Genomic DNA, 18695 nt, shown 5'->3' on the forward strand with positions numbered 1-18695 from the left:
GATGGGTGAAGTCCTCGACGATCGAGGAGGGTCCGTCCTCCGCGGCGGCGCCGCTGCCGGCGGTCAGCGCCAGGCCGCCGACGGTCGCGAGTAGAGCAGCTCCGCAGAGCGCACCGATAACCTTCATGGTTCCTCCCCGTGAATCCCCGTTGTGTCGCCCGGAGTGCACGCGGGCCGACGGCGAGACGATATCGGTAAGGAACTATGGCCACAAGGCCGGGTCGCCCGTCGCGGCGGGCCGTGCTCATCCGGCGGCGTGCGGCACCGCGTCGAAGGCCACCGTGAGCAGGTCGCGGAGGGGCACCGTGCCGCGGCTCCGCGTCCAGGTCTCGCCGGCGGCGTCCAGGCAGGCGATCGCGCTGGCGATGACGGCCCGCGCGCGCAGGGCGGCGGTGGCCTCGTCCGGGGCGGGGGGCAGCCGCCGCAGGACCTCGGGGAGCAGATCGGCCTGCCACTGCAGGTGCTTCTCCACGCTGCGCGCCCGCAGCGACGGTGTGCCGTACATCATCTCGGAGATCTTGAGCAGTCGCTCGTGGTCGGCGGGCACGTCGTCGATGCTCAGGAAGACGTTCCGCAGCGCCGTCCAGGCCGGCTCGCCGGCCGGACGGGCGGCCAGCGCGGCACCGGCCCGGGCGCCGTCGCCGGCCAGGTGGCCCAGGACGATGTCCTCCTTCGTGCCGAAGTACCGGAAGAACGAGCGCCGGGAGATCCCGGCCGCGGCGGCGATGTCGTCGATCGTCGTCGCCTCGAACCCCTTCTCCAGGAACAGGTCCATGGCGACCTCGGTGACCTCCGCGTACGCCGCCCGGCGGGTGCGGCTCCACAGGCTCTCGGTGCTCATCCGGCCTCCCTTCGCGCCGAGCCTATCCGACGGTTGCCCACGATGACTTCTTGACACCGAGTGCCAGAGAGTCATAGCGTGACAACCATGCGACCTGTCGACTACCGCAGCCAGACCGTTCTGATCACCGGTGCCAGCTCCGGCATCGGCGCCGAGTTCGCCCGCCGGCTGGCCGAGCGCGGCGCGGACGTGGTGCTCGTCGCCCGCCGCCGGGACCGGCTCGAGGCGCTCGCCGCCGAACTGACGGCACGGCACGGCGTGGCCGCCACGCCCATCGCCCTCGACCTCGCCACGCCGCGGATCGGCGCCGTCCTGGACCGGGAGATCACCGGTCGCGGCCTGGAGATCACCAGCATCGTCAACAACGCCGGCTTCGCCACCCACGGCGAGTTCCACACCGAGGACCCGGACCGGCTGGCCGCCGAGATCGCCGTCGACGTCACCACCGTGGTCGACATCAGCCGCACCTACATCGAACGGCTGCGCCGCCGCGGCGACGGTTTCCTGCTGAACGTCGCCAGCATGGCCGCCTACCAGGGCAACCCCACGATGGCCGTGTACGGCGCCACCAAGGCGTTCGTGCTCAACTTCACCGAGGCCCTGTGGTACGAGTCGCGGGGCACCGGCCTGCGCGTCCTCGTGCTGTCACCGGGCGCCACCGAGACGGAGTTCTTCGCCGTCGCGGGCGACGGCGCGAGTGGCGGCGCCCGCCGCATGGCCGCCGCCGACGTCGTCACCGCCGCGCTGACCGCGCTCGACCGCCGCAACCCGCCGCCCAGCGTGATCGCCGGCCGGACCAACCGGATCGCCGCCACGCTCGGCCGGCTGGTGAGCCGGCGCCGGGCCACCATGCTGATCGGGTCCCTGATGAGCCGCCCGGAAACGGCGACCTGACCGGTCTCTTCGACCTGCCCCCAGCCATGGCCGGCCGCTGCACCGGCTCAGGCCGGCATCGCGTCGCCCCGACGCGGGTCAGCGGTCCGTCTCGTCCTGCCAGCCGTCGGGTTCGGGGTGGTATCCGTAGGCGGCGGCCCGTACCGCTTCTTCGTCCTCGAGTCCGGAGCCGATTGCTCCGCCGACGGTGGCCAGGGAGCTGATGATCCAGGCGAGGGTCAGGTAGTCGGTGGCGTGGGTGGGTCGTTGCAGGGTTTGTTCCAGCACGGAGGCGTCGATCAGCAGCGCCGCGGCGAGTGCCGTTCCGGCGAAGAGCACGAGGTAGGACACTGCGGTGGCCAGGGCGAGGGTGATGGTGGTGCCCCAGTTGAACAGCCGGGTCAGCTCGGGCGGCGTGTGTGCGTCCGGCTTCTCCCACAGGTCGTGCGCGATGATCAGCCAAGCCACCAGGGCGGTCAGCCCGAGCAGCATGATCACCGTGAGGCGTAGGGGGCCGAGGGCGTCGCCGATCTTCCAGATGGTGTTGGTGGTGAGCGCGAACGCGGCCGTGCCGAACGCGCCGACCAGCAGTTTGGACAGCCCGAGCAGGGCGCGTCCGGGGCGGTTCGCGCGGACCATTCCGGTCAGCAGCCGTACCGGGCCGGTCAGGCGCGAGGCGACGTAGCGCAGTTCTCCGGCGTCGCCCCCGCCGTCCACCCGGTGGACGGCGGTGATCCGGCCGGCCGGTTCGGCCGGTTCGCGATCGACCGGCGGTACCCGTTGATCGGAGGCGTCGGTGAGGATCCGGTCCACGAGGTCCGGGACGACCGCGCGGACGGCCGGGAACTGGCGCAGTCCGAGTGCGGGCAACGAGACGAGCGCCGCTCGGCGCTGGGCTGACGTCTGCGCGACCAGCGGCATCCGGTCGGCGTGCAGCGGCAGGTCGGTGAGACAGACCGCGATGTCCCAGTGGTCGTCGATGCGCCGCCGAGCGAGGTCATCGAGCAGCGCGTCGGCGCCGCCGTCGCGTCGCGGCGCCACGTCACCCCAGCCTTCCCGAACGGTCCAGCGCACGTCGGCGTCCACCCGTTCGGCGAGCCGGTCGGCCAGCTCGGCGCGGAGCTGCGCGGTGACCTGGGCCGGGTGGTCCGGCGGGGTTGCCACCAGTCCGACAACGATCTCCGGACGGTGGGGTCCACTGTGGGTCATCGTCGCCCCTCATTGTCGACTGGTCTTGCTCCGGCAGTGGCGGCCCGGGTCTGGGGCGCACTGCCCTGGTCTACTCATGAGCTTCCCTGCGGCCAACCCGGGAAACGTCTGTCTATTTCGACCCGTAGTCATCGACACACCCACGGTGATGCATCCGTTTGGGTGGGATTTCGCTGGGTAGGCGGCGTCAGACCAGACGCGCCCCGGGTCTTGGAGTACCGGGACGTTCGGCAGGTGCGATCGGATACGGAGGCTGCCATGACGTCACTGGCAACTCGAGGAACAGAGGCACGGCAGACGAGGTACGGCGGCGCAGCCGCAGCCTGGGCTGGATGAGTCTGGGTCTGGGGGTGGCCCAGCTGGCGGCGCCGGACACGGTGCGCCGGATCAGCGGTGTCGACGACTCCCGGAGATCACGGACTGTCGTACCCCTGGTCGGCGCCCGAGAGCTGGTCCACGCGGCCGGGCTCCTGACGAGCCGCCGAAAGGGCGTCTGGGCATGGACCCGGGTCGCGGGCGACGCGATGGACCTGACTTCGCTCGGCATCGCCATCGCCCACCGTGGCGGGCGCCGCCGACGGCGGCTTCTCGCGGTCACCGGTGCCGTCGCGGGGATCACGGCGCTGGACGTGCTGACCGCCGTGCGGGCCACCCAGGCGAAGAAGATCCGCTCCGTGCCGACGGTACGGAGCGCACGCAGAGCAAGCCAAGGAGGGGTCATGGAACTGACGGCCGCGACAACCGTCCGTAAACCGGCGTCGGAGGTGTACGCGTTCTGGCGGGATCTGGAGAATCTGCCGACGTTCATGGCGCATCTCGAGCAGGTTCGTACGACCGGGGACCGGACGAGTCATTGGGCTGCCGCCGCTCCGTTCGGCCGCAACGTCGAGTGGGACGCGGAGATCATCGAGGAGACGCCGGGCGAGAGGATCGCGTGGCGTTCGATCGGTGACGCGGACGTGCCGAACGCCGGGACGGTCCGGTTCGTGCCCGCCCCGGACGGGGTGAGTACGGAGGTGCATGTCGTGCTGGTGTACGAGATTCCGGGCGGCAGCCTCGGCAAGGCGGTGGCGAAGTACTTCGGCGAGGAACCGCACCAGCAGCTCGACGACGACCTGCGCCGGTTCAAGCAGGTGCTGGAGACCGGGGAGGTGGTCCGCTCCGACGGCGCCCCGTGGGGCAAACGCGCCCGCAAGGAGTTCCCGCAACGCCCGGCGCAACCGCTGTCGGACGCCGAACTCGAGAAGGGAGCAGACGCATGAGGGCCAACACCTGGGCCGGTCGCAACTCCGTCGAGGTGCGCGACGTGCCGGACCCGAAGATCCTGAACAGCCGCGACGCCATCGTCCGGATCACCTCGACCGCGATCTGCGGCTCGGACCTGCACCTGGTCGACGGCTACGTCCCCACCATGCAGGACGGTGACATCCTGGGCCACGAGTTCATGGGCGAGGTCGTCGAGGTCGGATCCGGGGTGCCCGCGGACAAGCTGCGTATCGGCGACCGGGTCGTCGTGCCGTTCCCGATCGCCTGCGGCGCGTGCGCGGCCTGCGCCGCCGAGCTGTACTCCTGCTGCGAGAACACCAACCCCAACGCCGGCATCTCGGAGAAGATGTTCGGCCACCCCACCGCGGGAATCTTCGGCTACTCGCATCTGACCGGCGGCTTCGCCGGTGGTCAGGCCCAGTACGCCCGGGTGCCGTTCGCCGACGTCGGCCCGCTGAAAATCGAGTCCGACCTGACCGACGAGCAGGTGCTGTTCCTGTCCGACATCCTGCCCACCGGCTACATGGGCGCCGAGATGTGCGACATCCAGCCGTCCGACGTGGTCGCGGTGTGGGGCGCCGGCCCGGTCGGCCAGTTCGCCATGGACAGCGCCCGGGTCCTCGGCGCCGCGAAGGTCATCGCCATCGACAAGGAGCCGTACCGGCTGCGGATGGCCGAACAGGCCGGTCACGTCCCGGTGAACTTCGACGAGGTGGACGTGCGGTCGACGCTGCTGGAACTGACCGGCGGTCGTGGACCGGACAAGTGCATCGACGCGGTCGGTATGGAGGCCACCCACGGCAGCGCGCACATCGCCGCGTACGACCGGGTCAAGCAGGCCGTACGGTCGGAGACGGAGCGCCCGCACGCGCTGCGCCAGGCGATCATGTCCTGCCGCAGCGGCGGCGTGGTCTCCGTGATCGGCGTCTACGGCGGACTGATGGACAAGTTCCCCACCGGCGCCTGGATGAACCGGGCCCTGACCCTGCGCACCGGGCAGTGTCACGTCCAGCGCTACATGAAGCCGCTGCTGCGGCGCATCGAACGCGGCGAGATCGATCCCACCCGCATCATCACCCACACCCTGCCGCTCGACCAGGCGCCGCACGGCTACGACATCTTCAAGAACAAGCAGGACAACTGCGAGAAGATCGTCCTCAAGCCCTGACCGACCTACGGCATTCGGCCACCGCTCGCCTCCGGTGGCCGAATGCCCACCACATCCGGTGGGGCCGGCCCTACGTCGCCGGTCGTCGAAGCCCCGGGTGCACCCCGGGCGGGTTTCCGGTCTGGTGGGCAAGGCGTTGCAGGAGGGCGATCAGCGCGGCTCGTTCCGGCTCGTCGATGCCGGCGAGAAGTTCCTCCTCCAGTGCGTCGGCGATGGCCCGGGCCTCGGGCAGGAGGTCGTGGGCCCGGCCGGTCAGATGGATCGCGTGGGCCCGCCGGTCGGCCGGATGGCGCCGGCGTTCCGCGAGCCCGCGATTCTCCAGGTCGTCCAGCAGGCCGACCATCACCTTGCGGTGGATGCCCATGGCGTCCGCGAGTTGCTGCTGGGACTGGCCGTCGTCGCGCTCCAGGTGCATGAGCAGCCCGAAGTGGTTCGGCTGGATGCCCAGGGGCGCGAGCCGCTCGGCGAACCGGTGGGCGCTGTGGAAGCCCAGCTGCGACAGCAGGAAGTTGGCCCGGGCGTCCAACGGTCGGGGCGGCGGGACGTCGGGCACGGAGGCATCGTAACTCACCTGGACTGTTCCCATCAGTAACTGTTACCGTCACTCCCTATATTCGACCAGGGGAGTGGGGCGGACACATGAAACTGACGATCTTCGGGGCCACCGGAGGGATCGGCCGGCAGATGGTGAGCCAGGCGGTGCACGCCGGGCACGACGTGACGGCGGTCGTCCGCGACCCGGCGAGGCTGGACGTGACCCACCCGGCCCTGCGGGTGCTCACCGTTCCCGGCCTGACCGACCCCGACCTGCTCCTTCCCGCACTGCACGGCAGCGACGCCGTGCTCTCCGGCGTCGGCCCACGCGGACGCAGGGACGGCCCGGTGGCCTCCACCGCCACGCGCGGCATCCTGCTCGCCATGGCGTGCGGCGACGTGCGGCGCTTCGTGGCGGTCAGCGCGGTGCCGGTCGGGCCGGTCCCGGCGGGGGAGAGCTTCGTCAACCGCCGGATGCTGCTGCCGTTCGTCCGTACCGTCCTGAAGGATCTGTACGCGGACCTGGCGGTCATGGAGGAGGCGGTGGCCGGCAGCGGTACCGACTGGACCGTCGTGCGGCCGCCCCGGCTGGTGAACCGGCCGCTGTCGGAGCGGTACCGGACCGCCGTCGACGACAACGTCGCCCGCGGATACACGATCTCCCGCGCCGACGTGGCCCACGCGATGCTGGCGGCGCTGGGCGATCCGGCGACGGTGCGACGGTTCGTCGGGATCGCGTACTGAACGGTGGCTGTTGTCGCCGGTCCCGCCCGGTCGGGGCGGCCCGGGGGCGAGAGCTTTCAGAGGCTCATCGTGGCGCGAGCTTCGCGAGGAAACGGAAGAAGTGGGGATCGAAGCGGGACCGGTCGGCGTCCCGTAGCTCGGCGGCCGTCCACCACCGTACCCGGCGGAATTCGCTCTGATCGTGCTTCAGGGGCTGGTCCCGCCGGCAGTGCAGCACGTACCAGAGGCTCACGTCGGTGTGCCCGGCGTCCAGGCCGACGGTGCGGGTGACGGTCAGGAAGATCGGCTGTTCGTCGAGAGCCTGATTCCCGGCGACCAGGCCGAGTTCCTCCCGCACCTCGCGCCGGGCGGTCCGCGCCGGATGCTCGTCCACCTCGACATGCCCGCCGGGCGGCAGCCACAGGCCGGCGTTGATGTGGTCGACCAGCAGGATGCTGCCGTCCGACGGGTCGACCGGCACCACGTACGAGACCAGGTGCTGCGGTGGCACCGCCGGCTTGACCCGCCGGAACACGTCATCGGTGTGGCTCAGCCAGCGCAGCACCTGATCGCGGTGTGTGTCCTCCACCGCGTCCACCGGCTGGAGCTGCGAGACCGCGTCGTGCACGGCCGTGACTGAGGAACGCATGCGGAATGCCCCTGTCCCACCCTCGTCGTCGTGATCTGCACGCGGCCGTGTGCCGTGCCATGTGCGCCGTCACCAGTGTGCCGTGGTGGGCGTGCGATGTGTTCCGGGGAGTCGAACCCCCGCGCCTGCGTCCCCGGTCGCGGTGTCTTCGGCCGGCGCCTCGCCCTCCTGGTGGCGGGCGCTGCCGGTGATGCGGGAGCGGAGTCGCTCGGCGCGGCGCGCCGCATCCGCGCGCAGCGCCAGGGCCTCGGCAAAGTTTCCGGGTCGGCAGGATGGCGGACATCGATCCACCACGCCCCCCATTTCTGGGGAATGGGGACGTGGGCTCCACTGCATTCCTTACCGGGCGCCGTGCCCGGGAATGCATATCGGTGTCGGCATTCTTCCGGGTGTTGCGGGTGGTTGGCCGGTCGACGGCGCACGGCACCGGGCGGGTCGACGGCGCACGGCACCGGGCGGGTCGACGGGCCGGGTGCACCGCGGTCAGTCGGTGATCAGGACCGAATCGAACGACGCGGTGGTCCAGGTGGTCACGAGTCCGGCCGGCCCGCCGTGCAGGAAGCCGTCGGAGGCGGTCACGGTGACGCCACCGACCGTGCCGGTGAGCCGCTGGCCCTCGACCTGGAGCGAGAGCCGGTACCAGGTGCCCTGTTCAACGGCGAACCGAGCGGTGTCCAGTGTCTGCGTGGTACCACCCACGGTGCGGGTCAACGCCACGGTGTCGTCCGGGCGCAGCACCAGTGCGTAGTAGTTACTGGTCGAGTTGGCCCGCGCCACCACGCCGGCGAATCCGGGCATCCCGTTGAACGACTCGGGCCGCACCGAGGCGGTCACCGTGTAGTTCCGCCAGCTGATCGCGCCGGTGCGCGCCAGGGCGTTCGCGGCGGTGCTGGACTGGCGCAGGACCCGGGTCGACCCGTCCCGGTTCACGATCCAGGTGCCGCCGGTGGTGGTCCAGCCGGCGGAGTTGCCGTCCTCGAAATCGTCGGCGCGCAGCGTTGCCGCCGAGGCGGTGCCGACCCCGGTGAACCCGACCAGCAACGCGGTCAGAATCACCAGTGGACCGCTGAAGCGAGCCCATCTCTTACCGGATGAAGTCATCGCAATTTGCTCCCTTGTTCGTTAGGGCATTGACAAGGGTCGATTGTGTTCCTGGATTCGATGACCGTCAACCGGCGGCGCTGCGCGCACCGGGCCGGCCGTCCGCGCTGGTCAGGGTGTCCAAGCCGAAGGTCGGACAAACTCCGCATCACGCGCCTCGAAACACGACGTGGAAATGATACGGGCAAAACGTTTTGTTAAGCCACTTAGGAATACTTTCTTCGACAGATGGGCGTACTTCGTCACCGGCCCCGGCCGGGGTGTCGGCCGGTGCCGGGGGCCGGCGGCTCTACGCTGTGCGCCGTGACCGATGTGGAAAGCAAGATCGAAGACGAGACGACCGGCGAGCCGACCCCCGAGCTGATCGCCACCCACTACCTGTCCAGCGTCGACGAGCTGGTCGAGCACCTGCGCGCGGCCGACCAGCTGGGCCTGGGCGTCCGGGTCAGCTCGTACCTGGTGGCGGACGAGGACGCCGGAGGGTTCGCCGGCCGGTGGGAACTGGAGCTGCTGATGTCCTCCCCGGTGCATCAGGAGGACGAGGCCGAGTAGACCGCCGTCGCCGACCGCACGGTGTCCCCGAGACGGGATGCCGTGCGGCCCGGGGACGACTGCGGGTCGCTCCCGGATGTGCCCGCCGCCGTCGACGTCGATGCTCGTGGCATGGGACGAAGACTTCTCGCCGGACTGGCCGCCGTGCTGCTGTCCGGGTCGCTGGTCGCCGGAGTTCCGGGCCCGGCCGCCGGTGCACCCGGCGCCCGGGTGATCGCCGAGGCCACGGTCGGTGACCGGCTGGTCGACCTCACGATCGACTCTCCGGCACTGGGGCGTACCGCGACGGTCCGGCTGCTGACACCGGCCGGCTGGGACCGCCGCGACCGGGACGATCGATGGCCGGTGCTCTACCTTCTGCACGGGGTCTCCGGGTCGCATGCGGACTGGACCGCGGACTCCGACGTCGAGGACATCGACGCGCTGCGCGACGTCCTGGTGGTGATGCCGGACGCCGGTGAGGGCACCTACACGAACTGGTGGAACCGGGGCCGCCACGGGCCACCGGCCTGGGAGACGTTCCACCTCGACGAGCTGCGCACGATCCTCGAGGGGCGCTACGGGGCAGGCACCGCCCGGGTCGTGGCGGGCCTGTCGATGGGCGGTTACGGCGCCCTGCTGTACGCGGCCCGCCGGCCCGGAATGTTCCGCGCCGCGGCCAGCTACAGCGGCCCGGTCCACCTGCTGCACCCCGAGTCCGTGTCGCGGTGGCGGGCGGTGTTCGCCGACCCGGAGTACGCGCGCTACCTCGACGTGTGGGGCGACCCGGACGCCCGGCGCGGCAACTGGGCGCGGCACGACCCGTACCATCTCGCGGACCGCCTGCGGCCCACGCCGATCTTCCTGGCCTGCGGCGACGGCACTCCCGGGCCGCTGGACGTGACCGAACCCGACGAGTGGGACATCGACGCCGAGACGTTCGACCGGGCGCTCAACGAATCGCTCCTGCCCCGCCTGCGCCGGGCCGGGGTCCGCGTCGTGACGGACTTCTACCCGGGCACCCATGTTCCGGCGTACTGGGAGCGGGAGCTGCACCGGTCGCTGCCGCTGCTGCTGGACGCCGTGCATGGGAGAACCATCATCCAGCGGTAGGCCCCCTTCGATATGTATCGACAGGCGTCATTTTGTCGCTACGGTTTGGCCGGGCACCCCGCCCGCCGTCATCCCCCAACGGCACAGACAGGACGACGCCATGCGTACGCTCGCCCGAACCCTCCTCGCCGCCGCAACCACCGCCGTCGCCGCCGGCCTCCTCGCCCCCGCCGCCGCCGTCGCGGCCGAGCCGCCCAGCCCGCAGATCGTCAACGGCCGGCCCGCCAGCGAGAACTACTCCTTCATGGTGTACGTGTCCGGCTGCAGCGGTTCGCTCATCAAGGCGAACTGGGCCGTCACCGCGAAGCACTGCCCGACCCCCGGTTCGGTCCGGGTCGGCAGTATCGACCGCAGCAGCGGCGGCACCGTGGTCGCCGTCCGGCGGGCGGTGAACCACCCGCAGATCGACGTCAAGCTGCTGGAACTGGCGTCGTCCGTGAGCTACGCCCCGGCCCCGGTCCCGACGTCGTCCGGTGCGGTCGGCACCGCCACCCGGATCATCGGCTGGGGCCAGACCTGCCCGACCCGGGGATGCGGTTCGGCGGCGCGCGTCGCCAACGAGCTGGACACGTCGATCGTGGCGGACGGCCGTTGCTCCGGGATCAACGCGGCGTACGAGATCTGCACCAACAACACCAACGGCAACGCCGGCGCCTGCTACGGCGACTCCGGCGGACCGCAGGTACGCCAGGTCAACGGCCGCTGGGCGCTGATCGGCGTGACCAGCCGCTCCGGCAACAACAACGCGACCTGCGCCACCGGACCGTCGATCTACGGCGACCTGTCCTCCGTCCGCGCCTGGGTCGACCAGCAGGTGGGCGGCCTGCCGGCGGCCTGATCCGGGCGGGCCGGGGCGATCCGTCGCCCCGGCCCGGTCAGGGCAGGTACCGGGCGATCGTGTCGGCGACCTCGGCCCGCATCGGGTCCGGATCGGCCCAGCTCCAGTTCGGGTGGGCGCGGTTGGTCAGCAGCGCGAGCACCAGCTTGCGGCCCGGATGCACCAGCAGCGAGGTGCCGGTGAACCCGGTGTGCCCGAACGTGGCGGCCGAGGAGAGCCGTCCCATGAACCACGGCTGCCGCAGCGTGACGCCGAGGCCGTGATCGGAGGGCCGGCCCGGCCGGTCCGGGTCGACCGCGGGCCGGCCGCCGTTCTGGTTGGTCAGCATCTCCCGGACGATCGCCGCGGACAGCAGGCGCTTGCCGCCGTAGGTCCCGCCGGCCAGCAGCATCTGACCGACGACGGCGACGTCCCGGGCGGTGCCGAACACCCCGGCGCTGCCGATGATCCCGCCCATCTGGTTGGCGACGTCGTCGTGCACGACACCGCGCAGCAGGCCGCGTGAGCTGCGGGCGTCCGTGGCCACCAGCCGCGCGGCCTGATCGGCCCGGCTCAGCCAGCGCAACGGCGTGAATCCGGTGGTACGCAGCCCGAGCGGATCGGTGATGCCGGCCCTCAGCGCGGCGTCGAGCCCGGTGCCGGTGACCTTCTCGACGAGTTGCGCGGCCACCATCAGCCCCACGCTGGAGTAGCGGAAGGTGGCGCCCGGCACGGCGCCCCGGACCAGCGGCGTGGCCAGCACCGCGGCGCGCTTGGCGGCCGGCGACGGCAGCCCCCGCACGGTGGCCCCGACCGGCAGGCCGCTGGTGTGGGTGAGCAGCATCCGTACGGTCACGGCCGCCTTGCCGCTGCCGGTGAAGCCGGGCAGGTACCGGGCGACCGGCGCGTCCAGGTCGACGGCGCCCCGGTCGACCTGTTGCAGCAGCAGGATCGAGGTGTACACCTTGGTCAGCGAGGCGAGGTCGAACACCGAGTCGGTGCGCATCGCGACCCGTCTCGCGGCGGGCAGCTCGACCGGACCGGCGCCGTACCGCAGCGCGTGCCCGACCGCCACGCTGACGGTCGTGGTGTTGTTGACCATCACCCAGGCGACCGCACCGGCGTACGTCGGATGCCGGGGGTTGGCCGTCGTGGTCTTGAGGTACTTGGTGAGCACGGCCTTCAGCGGCGCGGCATAGGGCGGGACGGCCGCGGCTGCCCGCACGCCGGACGCACCGGCCCGGACGCCGGACGCGGCGGCTCCCTGACCGCCGGCGCCCTGCTCGACCCACGAGCCGCCGCCGGAGTTGCCGCACCCAGCCACCACGGCCGCCGCACCGGCACCCAGGACGCTACGACGAGTAATCGACACGACGCAGATCATGCCACGGCGCCGCTCAGGACGGCTGGAGCCGGTCCAGCCAGTGGTCGATCGGCGCGGCCACGTCGGCCGCGGCGCGCCGGGCCCAGGAAAAATGATCGACGGGTACGCCGGGCACGCGCACCTGCCGCCGCTCGGCCCGGGCCGCCCGGCGGGCCAGCAGCGCCACCGCCCGCGGGTTGATCAGGTGGTCGCCGTCGATGCCGAGCAGCAGCCGCGGCGTGGTCATCTCCGACAGCGCGCGCTCGTAGTCGAAGGGGTCGCCGTGCAGGCGGAACCGGCCGTGGCTCGCCTCGTACGCCCAGTCGCGCATCACCGTGCTCGGCTGCCGGCCGCCGAACCCGAAGCGGTGCCCCGGCCAGTAGCCCAGCGTGCCGGTGATGGCCCGGACCACGCGCACCCCGACATGCCGTTGCGCCCGCCGCAGGGCGCCGAACTCGGCGGCGCACCAGCTCGTACCGGTGGCGATGGTGACCACCGCGTGCGGTGCGACCAGGCCCGCGGCGGTCGACAGCAGAGCCAGCGCACCGCCCATGCTGTGACCGACCAGCACCACGCGGGGGGCCTCGCGCACCTGCGGGACCGCGAACACCGCGGGCAGGTCATGGCGGACCATCTCGCGGTAGCCGAACCGGCCGCGCCGGATGCCCGCGATCGGGCTCAGCGGCTGACCCCGGTGCTCCACCCCGACCACCCGCCGGCCACCGCCGGCCCAGACGTCGAACAGCCGCGTGTAATAGGACAACGGGACCCCGAGCGCGGGCAGGAACACCACGGTCGTCGGCGGGTCGCCGGGACGGGCCGGCTCGCGGACCTCGTACCCGATGGTGTGCCCATCGCCCGCCACAACGGTCGCGGTGTTCGTGCTGCCGGTCCGCATGCCGTGCCTCCGCCCGCCGGGTCGTCGCAGAAGCATACGGTGTACGGGTGCGATCACGGACCAAGGGCATGTGGTGGGGCACCGCGATCGAGGCGCCGGACCCCGGCGCCCTGGCGCGGTTCTACGCTGACCTGCTGGGCTGGACCATCGGTCACGAGGAACCGGGCACCACGATCCTCGCCGCCCCCGAGGGCCCGGTCTACGTGGTGTTCCAGCAGGCGGCCGACTACCGGCCCCCGGTGTGGCCGCCCGCGGAGGGACGGCAACGCCCGATGATGCATTTCGACTTCCAGGTCGGTGACCTCGAGTCCGCGGTCGCCGAAGCGGTGGCACTCGGCGCGTCGGTTGCGGAAAATCAGCCGCAGGAGAACGTCCGGGTGCTTTTCGACCCGGCCGGCCACCCGTTCTGCCTCTGCCGCGACGACGGCTGATTCACCCTGCCTCTGTCTCGCCGCACTGGCGGCTGATTCACCCCCGCTTCTATTTCCCGCGCGGCGGCGGCTTTTGCTTGTCGAATGCGGGATTCGGTCAGCGCTTGCTGTGGAACGCGTCGACGATCGCGCTCGGGATGCGGCCGCGCTCGGACACCTCGTAGCCGTTCTTGGTGGCCCATTCCCGGATGGCCTGGTTCTGGTCGCGGTTGGTCCGGCTGGGTGCCGCAGCCGTGCTCCGGGCCGGAATGCGCCCGCTGTTGGTCCGGCCGACCCGGGACGCCGCGGTCAGGTACGGGTCGAGTGCCTTGCGCAGCTTTCCGGCGTTCTTCTCGGAAAGGTCGATGGTGTACGTGACGCCGTCGAACCCGAATTCGACGGTGCGATCGGCGTCGCTGCCGTCGATGTCATCAGTCAGCAGGGTGACGATCTGCTTCGCCATGGTGTGGTCACTCCCGAAATTCGGCATCGTGAGGCACCGTGTGAATGCCCCATTCCGATAACCATAGCGGTCGACCGCCGGAAGATCCGTTGGCGCGCTGAATAACACTGTTCCGTTACCGCGACATCACGCAGCGGTAGTTCGGCAATCGGGAACGGCCGGTTCGCTTTTGCCCTTCGTCGATCGATATCAGGCTCTTTCTGCCGATCGTTCGGTGGCGGGGTCCGCGCCGTGGATCCGCACGGCGTTGGTCGCTCACCGGGGCGTGTGCAATTGCGGTCAGGACCGTGCCACGGGCCCACACGGTGCCGGCGGCCCCTGAGGCGTGTGGAGCAATGGTCGGCTGTGCGCCGCAGATCCACACGCGCTGTTGACGTTGGTCACCGCGTCTGCGCGGCCGTCGCATTGGCCAGAGCGCCCCGGTCCATCCCGTTTCCGGGCCACTGTGGACACTTCGTTGCGCTGACGGCGTGACGGCGATCGGGCACCGAGCCGAGAAGGGGATCGAGGCGGCGGAGTGCCGCCCCTACGATGCTGTGCATGGCGTTGCTGCACCGGGCGGACATCTCACCCTCCAAGCTTGAACTCGTCGGCGCGTGGCTGCCCGGCCGGTCCTGGTTCGGCGGGGGTCCGGTCGACGGCCTGGTGCGGGTCGCGGCCTACCGGTTCGACGACCCGGCGGGCGAGGTGGGCATCGAGACGTTGCTGGTCCGGGCCGGCGACGGGCCGATCTGGCAGGTGCCGCTGACCTATCGGGGTGCACCCCTGGACGGCGGTGACGCATTTCTGATCGGCACCACCGAGCATTCAGTCCTCGGCCGGCGCTGGGTGTACGACGGGTGCGGCGACCCGGTGTACGCCGCCGCCCTGGCCACCGTGATCCTCACCGGTGCCGGGCAGGCGGAGGAGTTCGTCGACGTCGACGGCCGGCTGGAACGCCGCGAGCCGAGCATGACCGTCGCCGTGGACGGCGCCGCGCGATCGGCGGGCCCGGACGTCGGCCCGATCCGGCAGGTCACCGAGGGCGATCCCACGATCGTGGCGACGGACGCCGTGCGTCTGTCCATCTTCCGCCACCTCGAAACCGCCACCGGCGCCGGCACCGGCCCGGATGGCAGCCCGCGCGGGGGCCCGGGCGCCAACACGAGCCCGGGCGCCAACACGAGCCCGGGCGCCGACACGAGCCCGGGCGCCGACACGAGCCCGGACGCCGACACGAGCCCGGACGCCGGCACTGGCCCGGACGGCGAGGCCGGTGCGCGGGCCGGGGCCGGTGGCGGACTGGCCGGCACCTGGGGCGGGCGACCGACGCCCGTCACGCTCGCGCGCGCGTCACTGCGCTGACCTCCACGTCCAGCCCCGCCCGACCGACGTGCGGCAGGCGTCGGGGTCGTCCCCGGTGCCGATGAACAGCGCGGTCAGGAGCGGGATGCCGTGGTCCAGCGTCTCGCGGGGCAGCGGCCCGGTGGCGACCAGGGAGACCAGGCCGTGGCCGATCACCCAGCTCTGGATGGCCAGTTGCAGCGGGTCGGTGTCGGCGCGGAAGCGGCCGGTGTCGCGACCCCGGCCGGCCGCGCGGACCAGGTACTCCAGGGTGTCGTCCGCGGCCTGGAGGTCCTCGAGTTCGACGGTCGCGTCGAACATCACCCGGTACAGGTCGGGGTGATCCAGGGCGTTGCCCAGGTACGCGGCGACCAGGGCGGTGAGGTCGCGGACCGGGTCCCGGGTGACCGGCACGGCGGCGAGCCGGCCGGCCAGGCGGGTGAAGCCCTCCTGCCGCAGCGCCTTCCACATGCCGTCCATGCCGCCGAACCAGGTGTAGACGGCCATCGTGGACACCCCGGTTCCGTCGACCAGGGAGCGCAGCGTGATCGGCTCGCGGGTGCGCAGCATTCGCGCGGCGCGTTCGAGGAGCAGGGTGCGGACCGCGGGGTCCTTCGTCCTCGCCATGCCACCAGAATACATAGCATTGCACTGCTATAGTATCGCGGTACGGAGCCGGTCCACGGCTCCCCGAGCGAGGAGGCAACATGGCCGTCACCCTGGTGAACCCCGAAGGACTGCCGAAGGTCGACATCTACCGGCAGGTGTCGGTGGCCACCGGTTCGCGGATGGTGTTCATCGCCGGCCAGGTAGCCCGGGACGCCGACGGTGGCAGGGTCGGTGAGGGCGACCTCGCCGCGCAGGTCGAGCAGTGCTACCTCAACCTCGGCACCGCGCTCGCCGAGGTCGGCGGCTCCTTCGACGACGTGGTGAAGCTGACCGTCTACCTCGTCGACTGGACGCCGGACAAGATGCCGCTGTTCGGCGCGGGGGTCGAGCGGGCCGCCGCCAAGCTGGGTGTCACGCCGGCCGCACCGCTCACCGGGGTGGGCGTGTCCGCGCTGGCCGAACCGGATCTGCTGGTCGAGGTCGAAGCCGTCGCGGTGCTCGACTGAGCGTCCGCGCCGAGGGTCAGGCGCCGGACGCGGGGTCGCGCAGCAGATAGCCGACCCCGCGCACGGTGTGCAGCACCGGTGGCGGGCCCAGCTTGCGGCGCAGCTGCGCGATCAGCACGTCGAGCACGTTGGAGTTCGGCTCGACCAGTTCGTCCCACGCGGCGGCGATCAGCTCGGACCGCAGCACCGGCGCCCCGCGCGCCGACACCACGCGTTCCAGCACCGCGAACTCCTTGGCGGTCAACGTGAGCGGCCGGCCGCCGCGGCGTGCCTCGTAGCGCTCGGGATCAATCTCCACCCCGGCGTGCCGCAGGGCCGGCGCGGTGACGGTCGCGCCGCGGCGGCACAGGCTGCGCACCCGGACCACCAGTTCGGCGGTGGCGAACGGCTTGCTGAGGTAGTCGTCGCCCCAGGTGAGGCCGGCCACCCGCTCGTCGGTGGCGCCGCGGCCGGTGAGGAACAGCACGGGGACCTGCCAGCCGGCGCGGCGCCGCCGGGCCACGTACTCCAGCGCGTCGCCGGCCGGCAGCATGCGGTCGAAGACCGCGCAGTCGTACACGTTGACGCTCAGCGCCTCGTCGACCTCGGGCAGGTCACCGGCGGTGTCCACGGCGAAGCCCGCGCCCCGCAGCGACGCATCGACGGCGACGCGCAGATTGTCGTCGTCCTCGGTGACCAGAACCCGCACGATCCATGACGATACGCGTCACCCGGCGTGGGCGAGGAGCCCTCGGTCGGCCGCCTTCAGTCCGGCCTGGAAACGGCTGCGTGCACCCAGTCGCGTCATGATCGCGGCCATCATCCGGCGTACCGTGCGGACCGAGATGCCCAGCCGCGCCGCGGCCGACTCGTCCGTGCAGCCGGCCGAGAGGAGCGCCAGCAGCTCCCGCTCGCGGGCGGTCAGCCCGGCGCCGGTGGCCGCCTCCGGCGTGGTCCACGGCGCCGCCGTCACCCACAGCTGATCGAACAGGGCGGTGACCGCACCCACCACGCTGGACAGCCGGACGATGGCGAGGTCGTGCGGCCGCCGCTCACCGGGCAGCATCGCCAGCGCGTCGTCCACGACGGTGGCGTCCGTCGGCACCACCGGCAACGTCCGTACCTCCACGCCGGTCAGCGCCAGCCGGCCCAGGCGCAGGCCCAGCACCGGCTGCGTGCGGACCTGGTCGGGCAGCAGAATGCGGTACCGCACCCCGCGCCGCAGGTTGTCGTGGTCGGCCCGGCGCAGCGGCTCCGCCGGACCTGGCGGCCGGCTGCGGGCGACGAGCACCTCCCGCGACGCGACGGCCAGGGCGGCGTCGATGCCGGCGTCCGTGCAGAGCAGGGTCGGCCGGACCACCGGCAGGGTCTGGACGGTCATCGACGGGTTCCTCCGATCGGTAGTGAAGCGGTGACGGCCGGTCCGTGCCGGCCGTCCAGCCGGTGCAGGCGCACACCCAGGTGCGCGCCGAGGTCGACGAGCCGGGCGACGGCCCGGTCGGCCGCATCCGGTGAGGCGGCGGCCACCCGCAGCACGCCGTCGCCGCCGGCCCGGACGGCGGCCGTGACGGTGGCGTCGCCGGCTCCCACCAGCAGGTGCCGCAGCGCGGGGGAGGGCCCGGCGGCCAGGCCGAGCCGCAGCGTGACCTGGGTGACCGGGCCCGACTGCCAGTAGCGCCAGGTCTCCCGGGACGGCCCGGCATGCGCGAGGTGGGCAAGCGTGCTGCGCAGGTCCGGCGATGACAGCACCCCGATCTCCCGGCCGCTGCGGCGCAGCCGGCGCAGGGCGTTGCCGAGCGTCACCCGCAGCGTCTCGTCGTCGGGGGCGTCCGCGTCCCGCCGCACGCCGACCGCCAGCCAGGCGGCCGGCTCCGCCAGCCGCGCACCACCGTGCATCACCAGCTGCAGGTCGAGCCCGGGACCGCGGGCGTCGGCCTCGAGGGCCGGGATCTCCCACCTCCGGGTACGGGCGACGACCGCCAGGCCGCCCGCACCGACCAGCACGCCGTCCGGCGCGATCGCGGTGCCGGCCGGCAGCGGCAGACAGGTGCCGTCGTGCACCCTGCGCCGCACCATGAATAGCGCCCAGTGCCCGGCCCAGGCGGAGAGCCAGGTCCCGCGGATCCGCACGGCGCTCAACGCCAGCAGCGCTGCGGCCGCGAACCCGATGGTCACCCCGACCGCCCAGCCGCGCCCGGCGGCGATGAATCCCAGCACCACGGCCACCTGCCAGGCGGCGATCCGCAGCGCGGACACCGGCTGGGCCGCCCCGGAGGCCGCCGGGACGGACGCGGCGAGCGGCGCGAGCGGCAAGCCGGC

At 72.1% G+C, this 18695-nt stretch carries 23 protein-coding genes; 10 read left to right on the forward strand and 13 right to left on the reverse strand.

The window, feature by feature from the left end; all coding sequences use genetic code 11:
- Positions 1 to 244: 244 nt before the first annotated feature.
- The gene (locus LDL48_RS35725) at positions 245 to 841 is read right to left on the reverse strand and encodes a TetR/AcrR family transcriptional regulator (protein WP_225259571.1); all 597 of its coding nucleotides are present in this window, start codon (positions 839 to 841) and stop codon (positions 245 to 247) included.
- Between the two features lie 87 nt (positions 842 to 928).
- Between LDL48_RS35725 and LDL48_RS35730 the strand changes: the two genes are divergently transcribed.
- Positions 929 to 1735 carry an SDR family NAD(P)-dependent oxidoreductase gene (locus LDL48_RS35730; protein WP_225259572.1) on the forward strand — a complete coding sequence of 269 codons (807 nt, stop codon included), beginning with the start codon at positions 929 to 931 and terminating at the stop codon, positions 1733 to 1735.
- Positions 1736 to 1813: 78 nt separating this feature from the next.
- On the opposite strand, the gene LDL48_RS35735 is transcribed toward LDL48_RS35730, so the two are convergent.
- A complete protein-coding gene (locus LDL48_RS35735) occupies positions 1814 to 2878 on the reverse strand; it encodes a hypothetical protein (protein WP_225259573.1) in 1065 nt (354 codons plus the stop codon).
- 377 nt (positions 2879 to 3255) lie between these two features.
- On the opposite strand from LDL48_RS35735, the gene LDL48_RS35740 reads away from it, so the two are divergent.
- Both LDL48_RS35740 and LDL48_RS35745 read left to right on the forward strand, forming a co-directional pair.
- Entirely contained in the window at positions 3256 to 4185 is a 930-nt protein-coding gene (locus tag LDL48_RS35740; protein ID WP_225259574.1) for an SRPBCC family protein, read from the forward strand.
- Positions 4182 to 5357, forward strand: coding sequence for a zinc-dependent alcohol dehydrogenase (locus LDL48_RS35745; protein ID WP_225259575.1), 1176 nt, complete (start codon positions 4182 to 4184; stop codon positions 5355 to 5357). Before LDL48_RS35740 ends, LDL48_RS35745 begins: the two co-directional genes overlap by 4 nt.
- 70 nt (positions 5358 to 5427) lie before the next feature.
- Here LDL48_RS35745 and LDL48_RS35750 read toward each other — a convergent pair whose 3' ends face one another.
- Complete coding sequence (locus tag LDL48_RS35750; RefSeq protein WP_225259576.1) at positions 5428 to 5910, reverse strand: MarR family winged helix-turn-helix transcriptional regulator; 483 nt, start codon at positions 5908 to 5910, stop codon at positions 5428 to 5430.
- A gap of 86 nt (positions 5911 to 5996) precedes the next feature.
- Here LDL48_RS35750 and LDL48_RS35755 point away from each other — a divergent pair, with 86 nt between their 5' ends.
- Positions 5997 to 6635, forward strand: coding sequence for an NAD(P)-dependent oxidoreductase (locus tag LDL48_RS35755; RefSeq protein ID WP_225259577.1), 639 nt, complete (start codon positions 5997 to 5999; stop codon positions 6633 to 6635).
- A 64-nt stretch (positions 6636 to 6699) separates the two neighbouring features.
- On the opposite strand, the gene LDL48_RS35760 is transcribed toward LDL48_RS35755, so the two are convergent.
- The 3 genes from LDL48_RS35760 to LDL48_RS35765 all read right to left on the reverse strand — a co-directional run bounded on the left by LDL48_RS35760 (position 6700) and on the right by LDL48_RS35765 (position 8319).
- Positions 6700 to 7263: an NUDIX domain-containing protein gene (locus LDL48_RS35760; RefSeq protein ID WP_225259578.1), complete on the reverse strand. Its 564-nt coding sequence runs from the start codon at positions 7261 to 7263 to the stop codon at positions 6700 to 6702.
- A gap of 69 nt (positions 7264 to 7332) precedes the next feature.
- Positions 7333 to 7599 (reverse strand): DIP1984 family protein, encoded by a 267-nt coding sequence (locus LDL48_RS45250; RefSeq protein ID WP_372472268.1) that lies wholly within the window; start codon positions 7597 to 7599, stop codon positions 7333 to 7335.
- A gap of 147 nt (positions 7600 to 7746) precedes the next feature.
- Complete coding sequence (locus LDL48_RS35765; RefSeq protein ID WP_225259579.1) at positions 7747 to 8319, reverse strand: 3-keto-alpha-glucoside-1,2-lyase-like domain-containing protein; 573 nt, start codon at positions 8317 to 8319, stop codon at positions 7747 to 7749.
- Positions 8320 to 8667: 348 nt separating this feature from the next.
- Here LDL48_RS35765 and LDL48_RS35770 point away from each other — a divergent pair, with 348 nt between their 5' ends.
- The 3 genes from LDL48_RS35770 (at position 8668) to LDL48_RS35780 (ending at position 10846) form a co-directional block, all read left to right on the forward strand.
- On the forward strand, positions 8668 to 8916 hold the full coding sequence (locus LDL48_RS35770; protein WP_225259580.1) for a hypothetical protein: 249 nt from the start codon (positions 8668 to 8670) through the stop codon (positions 8914 to 8916).
- A 111-nt stretch (positions 8917 to 9027) separates the two neighbouring features.
- Entirely contained in the window at positions 9028 to 10008 is a 981-nt protein-coding gene (locus LDL48_RS35775; RefSeq protein WP_225259581.1) for an alpha/beta hydrolase, read from the forward strand.
- Positions 10009 to 10108: 100 nt separating this feature from the next.
- Positions 10109 to 10846 carry a S1 family peptidase gene (locus LDL48_RS35780; RefSeq protein WP_225259582.1) on the forward strand — a complete coding sequence of 246 codons (738 nt, stop codon included), beginning with the start codon at positions 10109 to 10111 and terminating at the stop codon, positions 10844 to 10846.
- 37 nt (positions 10847 to 10883) lie between these two features.
- Here the strand turns inward: LDL48_RS35780 and LDL48_RS35785 are convergent, their stop codons facing one another.
- Entirely contained in the window at positions 10884 to 12197 is a 1314-nt protein-coding gene (locus LDL48_RS35785; RefSeq protein WP_225259583.1) for a serine hydrolase domain-containing protein, read from the reverse strand.
- Between the two features lie 25 nt (positions 12198 to 12222).
- Positions 12223 to 13086 carry an alpha/beta fold hydrolase gene (locus LDL48_RS35790; RefSeq protein WP_225259584.1) on the reverse strand — a complete coding sequence of 288 codons (864 nt, stop codon included), beginning with the start codon at positions 13084 to 13086 and terminating at the stop codon, positions 12223 to 12225.
- Positions 13087 to 13154: 68 nt separating this feature from the next.
- Here LDL48_RS35790 and LDL48_RS35795 point away from each other — a divergent pair, with 68 nt between their 5' ends.
- Entirely contained in the window at positions 13155 to 13517 is a 363-nt protein-coding gene (locus LDL48_RS35795) for a VOC family protein (RefSeq protein ID WP_225259645.1), read from the forward strand.
- 97 nt (positions 13518 to 13614) lie between these two features.
- Here the strand turns inward: LDL48_RS35795 and LDL48_RS35800 are convergent, their stop codons facing one another.
- A complete protein-coding gene (locus LDL48_RS35800; protein WP_225259646.1) occupies positions 13615 to 13959 on the reverse strand; it encodes a histone-like nucleoid-structuring protein Lsr2 in 345 nt (114 codons plus the stop codon).
- A gap of 540 nt (positions 13960 to 14499) precedes the next feature.
- Here LDL48_RS35800 and LDL48_RS35805 point away from each other — a divergent pair.
- Positions 14500 to 15303 (forward strand): CG0192-related protein, encoded by an 804-nt coding sequence (locus LDL48_RS35805; RefSeq protein ID WP_225259585.1) that lies wholly within the window; start codon positions 14500 to 14502, stop codon positions 15301 to 15303.
- Here the strand turns inward: LDL48_RS35805 and LDL48_RS35810 are convergent.
- Entirely contained in the window at positions 15292 to 15909 is a 618-nt protein-coding gene (locus tag LDL48_RS35810; protein WP_225259586.1) for a TetR/AcrR family transcriptional regulator, read from the reverse strand. The genes LDL48_RS35805 and LDL48_RS35810 overlap by 12 nt on opposite strands.
- A gap of 80 nt (positions 15910 to 15989) precedes the next feature.
- Here LDL48_RS35810 and LDL48_RS35815 point away from each other — a divergent pair, with 80 nt between their 5' ends.
- Positions 15990 to 16397: a RidA family protein gene (locus LDL48_RS35815; RefSeq protein ID WP_225259587.1), complete on the forward strand. Its 408-nt coding sequence runs from the start codon at positions 15990 to 15992 to the stop codon at positions 16395 to 16397.
- A gap of 16 nt (positions 16398 to 16413) precedes the next feature.
- Here LDL48_RS35815 and LDL48_RS35820 read toward each other — a convergent pair whose 3' ends face one another.
- The 3 genes from LDL48_RS35820 to LDL48_RS35830 are packed head-to-tail and all read right to left on the reverse strand — an operon-like array spanning position 16414 to position 18689.
- On the reverse strand, positions 16414 to 17085 hold the full coding sequence (locus LDL48_RS35820) for a response regulator transcription factor (RefSeq protein WP_225259588.1): 672 nt from the start codon (positions 17083 to 17085) through the stop codon (positions 16414 to 16416).
- A gap of 18 nt (positions 17086 to 17103) precedes the next feature.
- Positions 17104 to 17757 carry a helix-turn-helix transcriptional regulator gene (locus LDL48_RS35825; protein ID WP_225259589.1) on the reverse strand — a complete coding sequence of 218 codons (654 nt, stop codon included), beginning with the start codon at positions 17755 to 17757 and terminating at the stop codon, positions 17104 to 17106.
- Entirely contained in the window at positions 17754 to 18689 is a 936-nt protein-coding gene (locus tag LDL48_RS35830) for a hypothetical protein (RefSeq protein ID WP_225259590.1), read from the reverse strand. The genes LDL48_RS35825 and LDL48_RS35830 overlap by 4 nt, the downstream gene beginning before the upstream one ends.
- Positions 18690 to 18695 lie beyond the last annotated feature (6 nt).

It is taken from the genome of Jidongwangia harbinensis (genome assembly GCF_020216025.1).
GTDB lineage: Bacteria > Actinomycetota > Actinomycetes > Mycobacteriales > Micromonosporaceae > Actinoplanes > Actinoplanes harbinensis.

What these genes read in the sequence shown, in the direction of transcription:
- LDL48_RS35725 (WP_225259571.1), bottom strand. Translation starts at nt 841, where the DNA reads ATGAGCACCGAGAGCCTGTGGAGCCGCACCCGCCGGGCGGCGTACGCG.
- LDL48_RS35730 (WP_225259572.1), top strand. Translation starts at nt 929, where the DNA reads ATGCGACCTGTCGACTACCGCAGCCAGACCGTTCTGATCACCGGTGCC.
- LDL48_RS35740 (WP_225259574.1), top strand. Translation starts at nt 3,256, where the DNA reads ATGAGTCTGGGTCTGGGGGTGGCCCAGCTGGCGGCGCCGGACACGGTG.
- LDL48_RS35745 (WP_225259575.1), top strand. Translation starts at nt 4,182, where the DNA reads ATGAGGGCCAACACCTGGGCCGGTCGCAACTCCGTCGAGGTGCGCGAC.
- LDL48_RS35755 (WP_225259577.1), top strand. Translation starts at nt 5,997, where the DNA reads ATGAAACTGACGATCTTCGGGGCCACCGGAGGGATCGGCCGGCAGATG.
- LDL48_RS35760 (WP_225259578.1), bottom strand. Translation starts at nt 7,263, where the DNA reads ATGCGTTCCTCAGTCACGGCCGTGCACGACGCGGTCTCGCAGCTCCAG.
- LDL48_RS45250 (WP_372472268.1), bottom strand. Translation starts at nt 7,599, where the DNA reads ATGCAGTGGAGCCCACGTCCCCATTCCCCAGAAATGGGGGGCGTGGTG.
- LDL48_RS35775 (WP_225259581.1), top strand. Translation starts at nt 9,028, where the DNA reads ATGGGACGAAGACTTCTCGCCGGACTGGCCGCCGTGCTGCTGTCCGGG.
- LDL48_RS35780 (WP_225259582.1), top strand. Translation starts at nt 10,109, where the DNA reads ATGCGTACGCTCGCCCGAACCCTCCTCGCCGCCGCAACCACCGCCGTC.
- LDL48_RS35790 (WP_225259584.1), bottom strand. Translation starts at nt 13,086, where the DNA reads ATGCGGACCGGCAGCACGAACACCGCGACCGTTGTGGCGGGCGATGGG.
- LDL48_RS35795 (WP_225259645.1), top strand. Translation starts at nt 13,155, where the DNA reads ATGTGGTGGGGCACCGCGATCGAGGCGCCGGACCCCGGCGCCCTGGCG.
- LDL48_RS35800 (WP_225259646.1), bottom strand. Translation starts at nt 13,959, where the DNA reads ATGGCGAAGCAGATCGTCACCCTGCTGACTGATGACATCGACGGCAGC.
- LDL48_RS35805 (WP_225259585.1), top strand. Translation starts at nt 14,500, where the DNA reads ATGGCGTTGCTGCACCGGGCGGACATCTCACCCTCCAAGCTTGAACTC.
- LDL48_RS35810 (WP_225259586.1), bottom strand. Translation starts at nt 15,909, where the DNA reads ATGGCGAGGACGAAGGACCCCGCGGTCCGCACCCTGCTCCTCGAACGC.
- LDL48_RS35815 (WP_225259587.1), top strand. Translation starts at nt 15,990, where the DNA reads ATGGCCGTCACCCTGGTGAACCCCGAAGGACTGCCGAAGGTCGACATC.
- LDL48_RS35825 (WP_225259589.1), bottom strand. Translation starts at nt 17,757, where the DNA reads ATGACCGTCCAGACCCTGCCGGTGGTCCGGCCGACCCTGCTCTGCACG.